This is a genomic window from Pseudomonas sp. B14(2017), from assembly GCF_002113255.1.
In the GTDB taxonomy this organism is placed as follows: domain Bacteria; phylum Pseudomonadota; class Gammaproteobacteria; order Pseudomonadales; family Pseudomonadaceae; genus Aquipseudomonas; species Aquipseudomonas putida_Z.
The window spans coordinates 198,191-210,796 of sequence record NZ_NEJY01000010.1 but is presented as its reverse complement, the minus strand read 5'-3'; the positions used below and the strand labels follow the sequence as shown (position 1 = coordinate 210,796).

The following is a 12,606-nucleotide window of genomic DNA, read 5'->3' as shown; positions in this document are numbered from 1 at the left end:
TTTCAAGCCAGGTGGATTACCTGTGGGAGCGGGCGAGCCCGCGAAGAGGCCAGTACAGGCAACCTGTGACCGGATAGTGATCAGGATAGCCCGCAGCCACCACCATCATCAGCTCAGCGAATGGCAGCAGCCCGCACTGGCATATCCAGCCCCACCAGCGTCTCGATCATCGCTCGCGCCGCCGGCGACAGCCGGTAACCGCTGCGGCTGACCACGCCACAGCGCACGCTCAGCACTTCCAGCGCCGGTGGCAGGTTGCGCCAGTGCAGGCGCACCAGGCGGCCGCTGGCCAGGTCTTCGGCCACGGCTTCCTCGCTGGCGGTGCCGATGGCATCGCTGGCCTGCACCACGCTGCGCAGCACGGCCAGGTGCTCGGTTTGCAGGTGCGGGGTGAAATCGCTGCGCCCGCTCAGGTTGGCCAGGCGCTTGCGCACGCCGGGGGCGAGCAGGGCGCTGGCCAGGGGGTAGCTGAACAGGTCGTTGGTCGACAGGCTGTCCTTGGCCAGCAATGGGTGCCCTGGGCGGCAGAAGAACAGGCCGGGGCGCGGTGAAAGGGGCTCGGTGTGGAAGTTGGGGTCGGCCTCGAACGGGCGGATATCGTCGACGAAAAACTCGATCTGCTCGCGGCGCAGGGCCTGGCCCAGGCGTTCGGCGTTGTCCACCAGCAGCGAGGTGCGGATGCCCGGGTGGCGTTCGATAAAGTGGCGCAGGGCATCGGGCACCAGGCGCACGGCCAGCGCCGGGCCGCTGCCGAAATGCAGCTCGCCGGCGTCGAGCTTGGTCATCTGCAGCACTTCGTTGCTCAGCTGCGCGGCACCTTGTACCAGGCGCCGGGCATGTTGCAGCACCACCAGGCCTTCGGGGGTGGGCGGCAGGGCTTTGCTGGCGCGGTCGACCAGTGGGCAGCCGAAGCTGTGTTCCAGGCTCTGGATGGCACGGCTGAAGGCGGGTTGGGTGATGCCCATGGCCTCGGCGGCACGGACGAAGCTGCGGTATTCGGTGAGGGCGATGAAGTAGCGCAGCTGACGGAGGTCCATGTCACGGCTCTGGGGCGGGGATCAGGGGCCTATTCAAGCGGTTGCTGCATATGTCGTCAAAGAAGGTTTATTGATTTGTTTATAGCTTATGGTTATTTGCTGGGGCTTCTGGCCTCTTCGCGGGTAAACCCGCTCCCACAGGTTCACCACAGATTCTGAAACTGTGGTGAACCTGAAGAATTCAGAGGAGATTCAGCGGGTAACTCACGATCAACCGGTTCTCATCGAACGAGTTGGTGCTGAAGTCCCGGCGCATGGTGGAGTTGCGCCACTTCACCGACAGGTCCTTGAAGCTGCCCGACTGCACCACATAGGCCAATTCGGTTTCCCGCGCCCATTCCTTGCCATCGTCCACGCCGCCTGCGGTGACGTTGTCACCCTTGATGTAGCGGTTCATCAGGGTCAGGCCTGGCACGCCGACGGTGGCGAAGTTGAAGTCATGGCGCACCTGCCAGGAGCGCTCCTTGGCGTTGTCGAAGCTGGAGTTGTAGCTGTCGTTTGCCAGGGTGCCGCCGCTGGTGCCGTTGACCCGCATCCAGGCGTCGTCGCCGCTGACTTTCTGCAGGCCGACGTAGAAGGTGTGGCCCTGATAGCGCGCCGAGAGCATGGCCGAGACGGTGCGGTTGTCCAGTTCGCCAGCGCGTTCGGCGCCGTCTTCCTTGCCGATGAAGTAGCCCAGGTTGGCGCCCAGGGTCCAGTCACCCAGGGGTTGGCTGTGCACCAGGTTGAGGTACTGCTGGCGGTAGATGTCCTTGAGCTGGGCATCCCACAGGCCGATCATGGTGCGCTTGTCGTTGAAGGTGTACTCGCCGCCGCCAAAGTTGAAACGGTCGGAGGTGAATGCGGCCTTACCATTCAGCGACATGTCTTCCATGCTGGCGTCGTTGCGCGGGCTGTTGCCGCGGAACTGGCCGGCGTACAGGGTCAGGCCGGCGATTTCCTTCGAGGTCAGCTGGCCGCCGCGGAAGGTCTGCGGCAGCGAGCGGCCATCGTCCGAGCGCAGGATCGGCAGTACCGGCATCCATTCACCCACTTTCAGCTCGGTTTCGGACAGCTTGGCTTTCAGTGCCACGCCCAGGCGGCCGAAGTCATCGGCCGGGCGGCCGTCGTCGTGCACCGGCAGCAGGTGGGTGTTGGTGGTGCCTTTGCCGCCGTCGAGCTTGACCGAGTACAGGCCCAGTACGTCCACGCCGAAACCGACGGTGCCTTGGGTGAAGCCGGAGCGGGCGTCGAGGATGAAGCTCTGCGTCCACTCTTCGGCCTTGGCCTGCGGGTGGGCCGGGTCGACGAAGTTGCGGTTGATGTAGAAGTTGCGCAGGTTGAGGGTGGCCTTGGCGTCCTCCAGGAAACCACCTTGGTCGGCGGCGAACACGGGGAGTGCGCAGGACATGGCCAACAGGCCGGGCAGCAGCTGGCGTGCGGGTTGCAAAGTGCTCATCTGTCGTGGATCTCTTGTTTTTATGGGCGAGCCGGTACGCTGCAGGATGCGGCCTGCAGGTGCGGGTCTTTTGGGATGAACCGGGGCAACGTTGCGTGGGAGGATGGTGCGGGGTAGGGCTGGGGTGAGGCAATTCGCCACAAACGGAAGCGGGCGATAATCGAACGGAATGTTCTGGTTGGTTAATTGTTCTCCTGCACTGGCCTCTTCGCGGGTAAACCCGCTCCCACAGGTACTGCACAGCCTTCAGCATTTATGCAAAACATTGTGGGAGCGGGTGAGCCCGCGAAGAGGCCGGTTCAGGCAACACAAAACAAAAAGCCCACCGCGAGGGTGGGCTTGATGCTTTGACAGCTTCAATCAGCTCTTCGGTGCTTCCACCGCTGCCTGCTGGTTGTTGGCCTGCCCGGTCTGCTCGTACCAGCCACCGCCAAGCGCCTTGTACAGGTTGACTTCGCTGGTCAGCTGCGACAAGCGGTCGCCGATCAGTGCCTGCTGGGCGCTGAACAGGTTGCGCTGGGCGTCGAGGAAGGTCAGGTTGCTGTCGATACCGATGCGATAGCGGCGTTCGGCGAGGCGGTAGTAGTCCTGGTTCGCCTGCACCAGGTCGCGTTGCGCCTGCAGCTGCTCTTCGAAGGTCTTGCGTGCCGCCAGGCCATCGGAGACTTCCTGGAAGGCGGTCTGGATGGTCTTTTCGTACTTGGCGACGTTGATGTCCTTCTGGATCTTCGAGTAGTCCAGGCTGGCCTTCAGGCTGCCGGCGTTGAAGATCGGCAGGTTGATCTGCGGCTGGAACAGCCAGGTGCCCTGGCCGCCCGAGAACAGGTGGCCCATGTCGGGGCTCAGGCTGCCGGCATTGGCGGTCAGGCTGATGCTCGGGAAGAACGCTGCGCGGGCCGCGCCAATGTTGGCATTGGCGGCCTTGAGCAGGTGCTCGGCTTCCTGGATGTCCGGGCGACGCTGGAGGATGTCCGACGGCAGGCCGGCCGGTACTTCGGCCAGCTGGTCGGCATTGAGCTCCAGCGGCTTGGCCAGGTCGGCGGGAATGCCGGTGCCCAGCAGCACGGTCAGGCTGTTGACGTCCTGGGCGACCAGGCGCTGGTACTGCGAGTACTTGACCCGGGCGCCTTCCACGGCGGTACGCGCCTGGCTGACGTCGAGTGCCGAGGCTACGCCGACTTCGTTGCTGCGACGGGTGAGGTTGTAGCTTTCCTCGTAGGTCTTCAGCGTTTCTTCGGTCAGCTTGAACAGCGCCTGGTCGGCCTGCCAGGTGTAGTAGGCGTTGGCCACGCTGGCCACCAGGCTGATCTGCGTGGAGCGACGCGCCTGCTCGCTGGACAGGTAGGTTTCCAGGGCCTGCTCGGTCAGGCTGCTCACGCGGCCGAACAGGTCCAGCTCATAGGCGCTTACGCCCAGGGTGGCCGAGTACTGGCTGGTGATGCCCGCTTCGCCCGTCTGCGACATGTTCGCCGGTACGCGCTGGCGGCTGCCGCTGCCGGTGGCCGAAACCGCCGGGAACAGGTCGGCACGCTGGATGCGGTACTGCGCACGGTAGGCGTCGATGTTCAACGCGGCAACGCGCAGGTCGCGGTTGTTGACCAGCGATGTCTGGATCAGCTGCTGCAGTGCCGGGTCGTGGAAGAACTGGCGCCAGCCCTGCTCGGCGGCGGCAACTTCCGCCGATTGCGTCGGCGAGTACGCAGGGCCTTGCGGCCACTGCGCAGCCACCGGCGATTCCGGGGTCTGGTAGTCAGGGATCAGCGAGCAGCCGCCAAGAATGAAAGCGGTTACTGCCAGGGACAACAAAGACTTGGTCATTGCCCAGCCTCATAACGTGGAGTTTCAGGGGTGACGTCTTTTTCCGGCTCTTTGCTGCCGAACAGTGACGACACTGCGACGAAGAACAGTGGTACCCAGAAGATAGCCAGCACGGTCGCACTGATCATGCCGCCGATCACGCCAGTACCGATGGCGTGCTGGCTGCCGGCGCCGGCGCCGCTGGCGATAGTCAACGGTACCACGCCGAGGATGAACGCCAGCGAGGTCATGATGATCGGGCGCAGACGCATGCGGCACGCCTCGATCGCCGCGTCGTACAGGCTGCGGCCTTGCTCGTGCAGTTCCTTGGCGAATTCGACGATCAGGATGGCGTTTTTCGCCGCCAGGCCGATGGTGGTCAACAGGCCGACCAGGAAGTACACGTCGTTGGACAACCCGCGCAGGCTGGTGGCGATCAGGGCACCGATGATACCCAGCGGTACTACCAGTACCACGGCGATCGGGATCGACCAGCTTTCGTACAGGGCTGCCAGGCACAGGAACACGAACAGTACCGAGAGGGCGAACAGTGCCGGCATCTGCGAACCGGAGAGTTTTTCCTCGTAGGACATGCCGGTCCAGGAGAAGCCGATGCCGCTTGGCAGTTCGCCAGCAATGCGCTCGACCTCGGCCATGGCTTCACCGGTACTGTAGCCCGGGGCCGGAGCACCGAGGATTTCCATTGCCTCGACGCCGTTGTAACGCGACAGCTTCGGCGAACCGTAGGTCCATTCGCCCTTGGCGAAGGAGGAGAACGGCACCATTTCGCCGGCGCCATTGCGCACGTACCACTTCTGCAGGTCTTCCGGGCTCATCCGCGCGTTCGGCTCGCCCTGGATGTACACCTTCTTGACCCGGCCACGGTCGATGAAGTCGTTGACGTAGCTGGCACCCAGGGCGATCGACAGGGTGTTGTTGATGTCGGCGATGGTCACGCCCAGGGCGCTGGCACGCTCGTCATCGATGGTCAGCTGGTACTGCGGCTCGTCGTTCAGGCCGTTCGGGCGCACGGCGCTGAGGATCTTGCTCTGCGCAGCCTTGGCCAGGAACTGGTTGCGCGCTTCCATCAGCTTGGCATGGCCGACACCGCCGCGGTCCTGCAGGAACACGTCGAAGCCGGTGGCGTTACCCAGTTCGAGCACCGCAGGCGGGGCAAAGGCGAACACCATCGCATCGCGGAAGGTGAAGAAGTGCTGCTGGGCGCGCTGGGCAAGGGCGAACACGCTGTTTTCCTTGGAGCGCTCATCCCACGGCTTGAGCATGATGAACGCCATACCCGAGCTCTGGCCACGGCCAGCGAAGTTGAAGCCGTTGACGGTGAACACCGAAGCCACGGTGTCGGACTCTTCGCTGAGCAGGTACTCACGCATCTGGTCGACCACCACCTGGGTGCGCTCGGCACTGGAGCCGGCTGGGGTCTGTACCTGGGCGAACAATACGCCTTGGTCTTCTTCCGGCAGGAACGCGGTAGGGATGCGGGCGAACAGCCAGATCATGCCGACCACGATCAGCGCGTAGGCCAGCAGGAACGGTACCTTGTTGCGCAGGATGGTACCCACGCTGCGCTCGTAGCCGGTTACGCTGCGGTCGAAGTTGCGGTTGAACCAGCCAAAGAAGCCACGCTTGGCCACATGGTGCTCGCCCTTCTTCAGCGGCTTGAGCATGGTGGCGCACAGGGCCGGGGTGAAGATGAGCGCCACCAGCACCGACAGGCCCATGGCCGAGACGATGGTGATGGAGAACTGCCGGTAGATCACACCCGTGGAGCCGCCGAAGAACGCCATGGGCAGCAGTACCGCCGACAGCACCAGGGCGATACCCACCAGGGCACCCTGGATCTGCTCCATCGAGCGCTTGGTCGCTTCCTTGGGCGGCAAGCCTTCCTCGGACATCACCCGCTCGACGTTCTCCACCACGACGATGGCGTCGTCCACCAGCAGGCCGATGGCCAGGACCATGGCGAACATGGTCAGGGTGTTGATGCTGAAGCCGGCAGCGGCAAGGATGCCGAAGGTACCCAGCAACACAACCGGTACGGTCATGGTGGTGATGATGGTGGCGCGGAAGTTCTGCAGGAACAGGTACATCACCAGGAACACCAGGACCACGGCTTCGATCAGGGTATGGATAACGCCACTGATCGATTCGGTGACCACCGGGGTGGTGTCATACGGGAATACTGCTTTCACCCCAGGCGGGAAGAACGGTTCCAGGTCGGCGATGGTCTGGCGCAGGGCCTTGGCGGTGTCCAGGGCGTTGGCACCGGTAGCCAGTTTAACTGCCAGGCCGGAGGCCGGCTTGCCGTTGAACTGGGCGCTGACGGCATAGTTTTCACCACCCAGGCCAACCTGGGCGACATCACCCAGACGCACCTGCGAACCGTCGCTGTTGACCTTGAGCAGGATCTTTTCGAACTGCTCGGCAGTCTGCAGGCGGGTCTTGCCGATGATGGTGGCGTTCAGCTGGGTACCCGGCATGGCCGGCAGGCCGCCGAGCTGGCCGGAGGACACCTGCACGTTCTGCGCGGCCACGGCGGTCTTGACGTCGACCGGGGTCAGCTGGAACTTGTTCAGCTTGGCCGGATCGAGCCAGATACGCATGGCGTACTGCGCACCGAACACCTGGAAGTCACCCACACCCGCGGTACGCGAGATCGGGTCCTGCATGTTGGAGACGATGTAGTTGGCCAGATCGTCCTTGGTCATGCTGCCGTCTTCGGACACCAGGCCGATCACCAGCAGGAAGTTCTTCACTGCCTTTGTGACGCGGATACCTTGCTGCTGCACTTCCTGCGGCAGCAGCGGGGTGGCCAGGTTCAGCTTGTTCTGCACCTGCACCTGTGCGGTGTCTGGGTTGGTGCCCTGCTCGAAGGTGGCGGTAATGGTCATGCTGCCGTCGGAGTTACTTTCCGACGACACATAACGCAGGTTGTCGATACCGTTGAGCTGCTGCTCGATCACCTGTACCACGGTGTCCTGCACGGTTTGCGCCGAGGCGCCCGGGTATGTCACGGCGATGGCGATGGCCGGCGGCGCGATGCTGGGGTACTGGTTGATCGGCAGCTTCAGGATCGACAAGGCGCCGACCAGCATGATCACCAAGGCGATCACCCAGGCGAAGATCGGGCGATCGATAAAGAACTTCGACATGGTTTACTCCGCTTTGGCGTCTGCTTTCGCCGCGTTGGCCTGAACAGGGCTGGCCGGCTTCTTGACGTTGGTGGCTTCGCTGACCTTGACCTCGACGCCCGGCCGCACGTATTGCAGCCCTTCGGTGATCAGGCGGTCGCCCGGGTTCAGGCCTTCCTCGATCAGCCAGTCGCTGCCCAGGGTACGGTTGGCCTTGAGCTGGCGCAGTTCGACCTTGTTCTCCTGGTTGACCACCAGCGCGGTCGGCGCGCCTTTCAGGTCGCGGGTCACGCCCTGTTGCGGGGCCAGGATGGCGTTGGCGTTGACCCCGGCCTTGAGCCGCGCATGCACGAACATGCCTGGCAGCAGGGTGTGATCGGGGTTGGGGAACAGGGCGCGCAGGGTGACCGAGCCGGTGGTCTCGTCGACCGCGACTTCGGAGAACTCCAGGCGGCCTTCCTGCTTGAACAGGCTGCCGTCTTCCAGCACCAGCTGCACCGAGGCGGCGTTGTCACCGGCCTTTTGCAACTGGCCGCTTTCCAGGTCACGGCGCAGCTTGAGCAGCTCGGCGGTGGACTGGGTGACGTCGACGTAGATCGGGTCGAGTTGCTGGATGGTGGCCATGGCGTTGGCCTGGCCATTGCTCACCAGTGCACCTTCGGTGAACGAAGAACGGCCGATACGGCCGCTGATCGGTGCCAGGACCTTGGTGTAGCGCAGGTCGATCTGCGCGCTTTTGAGCGAAGCCTCGGCCTGCAATCGTTTGGCATTGGCGTCGTCGTATTCCTGCTTGGAGACAGCCTGTTCGTCGATCAGCTGCTTGTAGCGCTCGGCCAGCGAGCGGGTTGCCTGCAGGTTGGCCTGGGCATTGGCCAGGGTGGCTTCGTACACGGCAGGGTCGATCTGGTACAGCTGCTGGCCTTCCTTGACCTCACTGCCTTCCTTGAACAGGCGCTTGAGGATGATGCCGTTGACCTGCGGGCGCACTTCGGCGACGCGGTAGGCACTGGTACGCCCCGGCAATTCCGAGGTCAGGGTGAAGGCTTGGGGCTGGATGGTCACGACGCCGACCTGAGGAGCCTGCGCCGCTGGCGCTGCTTCTTCTTTCTTACAGCCACTGAGCAGGGTTGCCAGGGCGACGGCGGAAACCAGAGCGGTAACGGCTGGCTTGAATTGCATGAGGATCCTCGGGTCGCTGGAGCTGGGAGACGCTCAAGAGTAATGGAAGAGTCTTGATCTGGAAAAATTGCTATCCGGTGGATAAATAGCTTGCTAAGGAATATACTTACATTCATGGTTGTTTGTAAATACCGCTGGGTTGTACTCGGGTACTGCCACAGCCCTTGATTAGCTCCTCCGCGAGGCACCCTGCAGAGGTGCCCCCGGAGTGTTCCCCGCACGCGCCGCGCGTTCGGGGCAGATGAGGTTTGTACTGCCATGGTCCGTCGAACCAAAGAAGAAGCCCAGGAAACCCGCGCCCAGATCATCGAGGCGGCGGAAAAGGCCTTCTACAAGCGCGGGGTTGCGCGAACCACCCTGGCCGACATCGCCGAACTGGCGGGTGTGACGCGGGGGGCGATCTACTGGCACTTCAACAACAAGGCCGAGTTGGTGCAGGCGCTGCTCGACAGCCTGCATGAAACCCATGACCACCTGGCGCGGGCGAGCGAAAGCGAGGACGAAGTGGACCCGCTTGGCTGCATGCGCAAGCTGTTGCTGCAAGTGTTCAACGAGCTGGTGCTTGATGCCCGAACCCGGCGTATCAATGAAATCCTGCATCACAAGTGCGAGTTCACCGATGACATGTGTGAAATTCGCCAGCAGCGCCAGGGTGCGGTGCTGGATTGCCACAAGGGCATCACCCTGGCGTTGGCCAATGCCGTGCGCCGGGGCCAGTTGCCAGGCGAGCTGGATGTCGAGCGCGCGGCGGTGGCCATGTTTGCCTATGTCGATGGCCTGATCGGGCGCTGGCTGTTGCTGCCTGACAGTGTCGATCTGTTGAAGGATGTCGAAAAATGGGTCGACACCGGGCTGGATATGCTGCGCTTGAGCCCGGCTCTGCGCAAATGACACTTTGTTAAGGATTGTGAGGGAGTGTTACCCCTTTGTGTTAAGGGGGGATTAATGCTTTCGGGTGACCTTGAACAAATCACAGATCCTGTGGGAGCGGCCTTGTGTCGCGATAGGGCTGCGCAGCAGCCCCGGCAATTTGTGCATCACTGCTGAAATCCTGGGGCCGCTTCGCGGCCCTTTCGCGACACAAGGCCGCTCCCACAGAGATCGCGTAGCTTCTAGCGTCCGCGCAGTTGCCGGTCGGGCAATGCAAACGCTGCAAACAGTCCCAGCACGGCTACCCCAGCACTCCCCATCAACAACTGCTGGAACGTCTCGAGCAACCGCCCCTGTGTCACCAGGTCCACTTCACCGGCCTTCAGGCTCCCCAGCAACGGATTACCCAGCGACTCGAACCCGCCCTGGTGCAGCAGCGCCAGCAGCAGGCTGGACATGCACGCCACCCCCATGGCCCCGCCCAGCGAGCGGAACAGGTTGGTGGTGCTGGTGGCCACGCCGATGTCCTTGCTGTCCACCGCGCTTTGCGTGCCTACCAGCGAGGTCGGGAACTGCAGCCCGCACGCTATGCCGGTCAGCAGCATGAACAGTGCACTGAGCAAGGCCGACTGCGGCGGGGTCAGCGCCATGGCGAAAATGGCCAGCGGCATCAGCAGTGCACCGGCCAGGATCTGCGGCTTGTAGCGCCCGGTCAGGCTGGTCATGCGCCCGCCGGTGAAGGCACCCATGGGTAGCCCCATCACCAGCGGCAGGAGGTGCAAGGCCGCGCTGTCGGCACCGGCGCCGGTGATGCCCTGGTAGCGCAACGGCATGAGCATGGTCAGGGAGATCGACTGGAAGCTGGCGAAGAAGATCACGCCCCAGCACAGCACCGCCACGCGGTTGCCGAACAGACCGAGTGGCAGCAGTGGCTCCCGGCAGCGGCGCTCATGGGCGATGAACAGCACCAGGCCCAGCGCGGCGCAGGCGAACAGGGCCAGCACGGCCGGGTCGGCCCAGGCGTGGCCCTGGCCGACCAGGGTAATGCCCAGCAACAGGCTACCCAGGCCGAGAATCAGCAGCACGGCGCCAAGGTAGTCCACCTGCGCCTCGCGGCGCTGCGCCGGCATGCCGCCGAGGGCGCGGCGGATCGCCCACAGTGCAACCAGCCCCAGCGGCAGGTTGATCCAGAACACCCAGCGCCATGACAGGTATTCGGTCAGCCAGCCGCCCAGCACTGGCCCGGCGACGCTGGCCACCGCGTACATGCTGCTGAAATAGCCCTGGTAGCGGCCGCGCTCTCGCGGGGGCACGAAGTCGCCGATGATCGCCTGGCTCACCGAGACCATGCCACCGGCGCCAATGCCCTGCAGTACCCGGGCCAGCACCAGTTGCTGCATGTCCTGGGCCAGGGCGCAGGCGATCGAGGCCAGGGTGAACAGGCTGATGCCGGTGAGGATCATCCTGCGCCGCCCGTACAGGTCGCCCAGCTTGCCGTAGATCGGCACGGCCACGGTCATTGCCACCATGTAGCCGGAGATGACCCAGGCCAGCAGGCCGACATCGTTGAACTGCGCCGAGATCGCCGGCAGCGAGACGGCAACGATGGTCTGGTCCAGGGCACCGAGGAAGATCGCCAGCATCAGGGCGGTGAGCACGTTGCGCAGGGTGGTGGGGGGCAGGGCGGCGGTCACGGGGATACCTTGTTTATCGGTTGAGACCCCTTCGCGGGCACGCCCGCTCCCACAGGTACAACTCAGGGCTTGAAGGCTGTGATGTACCTGTGGGAGCGGGCGTGCCCGCGAAGGGGCCCCGAAATTGTAACCTGAGTTAGGTAGCTTCCTATGTACTATCTGCATCCCCTATGCAAGATCGGCATTGGCGCATTCATCCAGTGCTGCATGGCTGCGTGATATCGTTGGTATGCCACAGAGGCTGAAAACCGGGGGCTTGCACCAGATTGGTGCAACATTATGCCGCAGGGTTTCGCGCCGCTGTCTCCCACACCTTTTATTCCTCTGCCTGCATGTCGAGCATGACCGCCCAGATGGCGACGGTTGGAACAGGTCAGGTAGACCCGATTACAGGGGTCGGTAGTTACCGTTCGAATTTCAACTTATTTTGCGGAGTGATCATGCCCAAGGCTTCCCATCAAGATCTGCGTTTTGCCTTCCGCGAGCTGCTCGCTTCAGGTTCCTGTTATCACACCGCATCGGTGTTCGACCCGATGTCGGCACGCATTGCCGCAGACCTGGGCTTCGAGGTCGGCATCCTCGGTGGTTCGGTCGCTTCGTTGCAGGTACTGGCTGCACCGGACTTCGCCCTGATCACCCTCAGCGAGTTCGTCGAGCAGGCCACCCGTATTGGTCGCGTGGCGCAACTGCCGGTGCTGGCTGACGCCGACCACGGCTATGGCAACGCGCTGAATGTCATGCGCACGGTCATCGAACTGGAGCGTGCCGGCGTGGCTGCGCTGACCATCGAGGACACCCTGCTGCCTGCCCAGTTCGGGCGCAAGTCCACCGACCTGATCCCGGTTGAAGAGGGCGTCGGCAAGATCCGTGCGGCGCTGGAGGCGCGGGTCGATTCGTCGCTGTCGATCATTGCCAGGACCAACGCTGGCGTGCTCACCACCGAAGAAATCATCGTGCGTACCCAGAGCTACCAGAAGGCCGGAGCCGACGGTATCTGCATGGTTGGGGTGAAGGACTTCGAGCAACTCGAGCAGATTGCCGAGCACCTGACGGTGCCGCTGATGCTGGTGACCTACGGCAACCCGAGCCTGCGCGACGACGAGCGTCTGGCACGCCTGGGCGTGCGCATCGTGGTCGATGGTCACGCCGCCTATTTTGCCGCGATCAAGGCCACCTACGATTGCCTGCGGCTGCAGCGCGGCCAGCAGAACAAGTCGGAAAACCTCAGCGCCACCGAACTCTCGCACACCTACACCCAGCCCGAGGACTACATCCGCTGGGCCAAGGAATACATGAGCGTCGAGGAGTGACAACGCCATCCCTGTAGGAGCGGCCTTGTGTCGCGAAAGGGCTGCGTAGCAGCCCCGACAATATTTGATGTGGCCAAGATCCCGGGACCGCTGCGCGGTCCTTTCGCGACGCAACGCCGCTCCCACATGGGC

8 protein-coding genes are annotated in these 12,606 nt (G+C 63.5%); 2 read left to right on the top strand and 6 right to left on the bottom strand.

Translation table 11 applies throughout. The features are described from left to right. Positions 1-113: 113 nt before the first annotated feature. The 5 genes from CAG34_RS12825 to ttgA all read right to left on the bottom strand — a co-directional run bounded on the left by CAG34_RS12825 (position 114) and on the right by ttgA (position 8,600). A complete protein-coding gene (locus CAG34_RS12825; RefSeq protein ID WP_085590372.1) occupies positions 114-1,037 on the bottom strand; it encodes a LysR family transcriptional regulator in 924 nt (307 codons plus the stop codon). Between the two features lie 181 nt (positions 1,038-1,218). Continuing rightward, entirely contained in the window at positions 1,219-2,475 is a 1,257-nt protein-coding gene (locus CAG34_RS12820) for an OprD family porin (RefSeq protein ID WP_085590370.1), read from the bottom strand. A gap of 360 nt (positions 2,476-2,835) precedes the next feature. Continuing rightward, positions 2,836-4,293, bottom strand: coding sequence for an AdeC/AdeK/OprM family multidrug efflux complex outer membrane factor (locus tag CAG34_RS12815; RefSeq protein ID WP_085590368.1), 1,458 nt, complete (start codon positions 4,291-4,293; stop codon positions 2,836-2,838). Further along, a complete protein-coding gene (ttgB, locus tag CAG34_RS12810; protein ID WP_085590366.1) occupies positions 4,290-7,442 on the bottom strand; it encodes a multidrug efflux RND transporter permease subunit TtgB in 3,153 nt (1,050 codons plus the stop codon). Before ttgB ends, CAG34_RS12815 begins: the two co-directional genes overlap by 4 nt. A gap of 3 nt (positions 7,443-7,445) precedes the next feature. Continuing rightward, positions 7,446-8,600 carry a toluene efflux RND transporter periplasmic adaptor subunit TtgA gene (ttgA, locus tag CAG34_RS12805; RefSeq protein ID WP_025340483.1) on the bottom strand — a complete coding sequence of 385 codons (1,155 nt, stop codon included), beginning with the start codon at positions 8,598-8,600 and terminating at the stop codon, positions 7,446-7,448. A gap of 258 nt (positions 8,601-8,858) precedes the next feature. Between ttgA and ttgR the strand changes: the two genes are divergently transcribed. Then, positions 8,859-9,491 carry an efflux transport transcriptional regulator TtgR gene (gene ttgR / locus CAG34_RS12800; protein ID WP_025340482.1) on the top strand — a complete coding sequence of 211 codons (633 nt, stop codon included), beginning with the start codon at positions 8,859-8,861 and terminating at the stop codon, positions 9,489-9,491. A gap of 221 nt (positions 9,492-9,712) precedes the next feature. On the opposite strand, the gene CAG34_RS12795 is transcribed toward ttgR, so the two are convergent. Beyond that, entirely contained in the window at positions 9,713-11,164 is a 1,452-nt protein-coding gene (locus CAG34_RS12795; protein WP_085590364.1) for an MDR family MFS transporter, read from the bottom strand. A 440-nt stretch (positions 11,165-11,604) separates the two neighbouring features. On the opposite strand from CAG34_RS12795, the gene CAG34_RS12790 reads away from it, so the two are divergent. Continuing rightward, a complete protein-coding gene (locus CAG34_RS12790; RefSeq protein WP_025340480.1) occupies positions 11,605-12,474 on the top strand; it encodes an oxaloacetate decarboxylase in 870 nt (289 codons plus the stop codon). Positions 12,475-12,606: the final 132 nt, after the last annotated feature.

Excerpts from the sequence above, each read along its gene's own strand:
- CAG34_RS12825 (WP_085590372.1), bottom strand. The coding sequence starts at position 1,037 with ATGGACCTCCGTCAGCTGCGCTACTTCATCGCCCTCACCGAATACCGC.
- CAG34_RS12820 (WP_085590370.1), bottom strand. The coding sequence starts at position 2,475 with ATGAGCACTTTGCAACCCGCACGCCAGCTGCTGCCCGGCCTGTTGGCC.
- CAG34_RS12815 (WP_085590368.1), bottom strand. The coding sequence starts at position 4,293 with ATGACCAAGTCTTTGTTGTCCCTGGCAGTAACCGCTTTCATTCTTGGC.
- ttgB (WP_085590366.1), bottom strand. The coding sequence starts at position 7,442 with ATGTCGAAGTTCTTTATCGATCGCCCGATCTTCGCCTGGGTGATCGCC.
- ttgA (WP_025340483.1), bottom strand. The coding sequence starts at position 8,600 with ATGCAATTCAAGCCAGCCGTTACCGCTCTGGTTTCCGCCGTCGCCCTG.
- ttgR (WP_025340482.1), top strand. The coding sequence starts at position 8,859 with ATGGTCCGTCGAACCAAAGAAGAAGCCCAGGAAACCCGCGCCCAGATC.
- CAG34_RS12790 (WP_025340480.1), top strand. The coding sequence starts at position 11,605 with ATGCCCAAGGCTTCCCATCAAGATCTGCGTTTTGCCTTCCGCGAGCTG.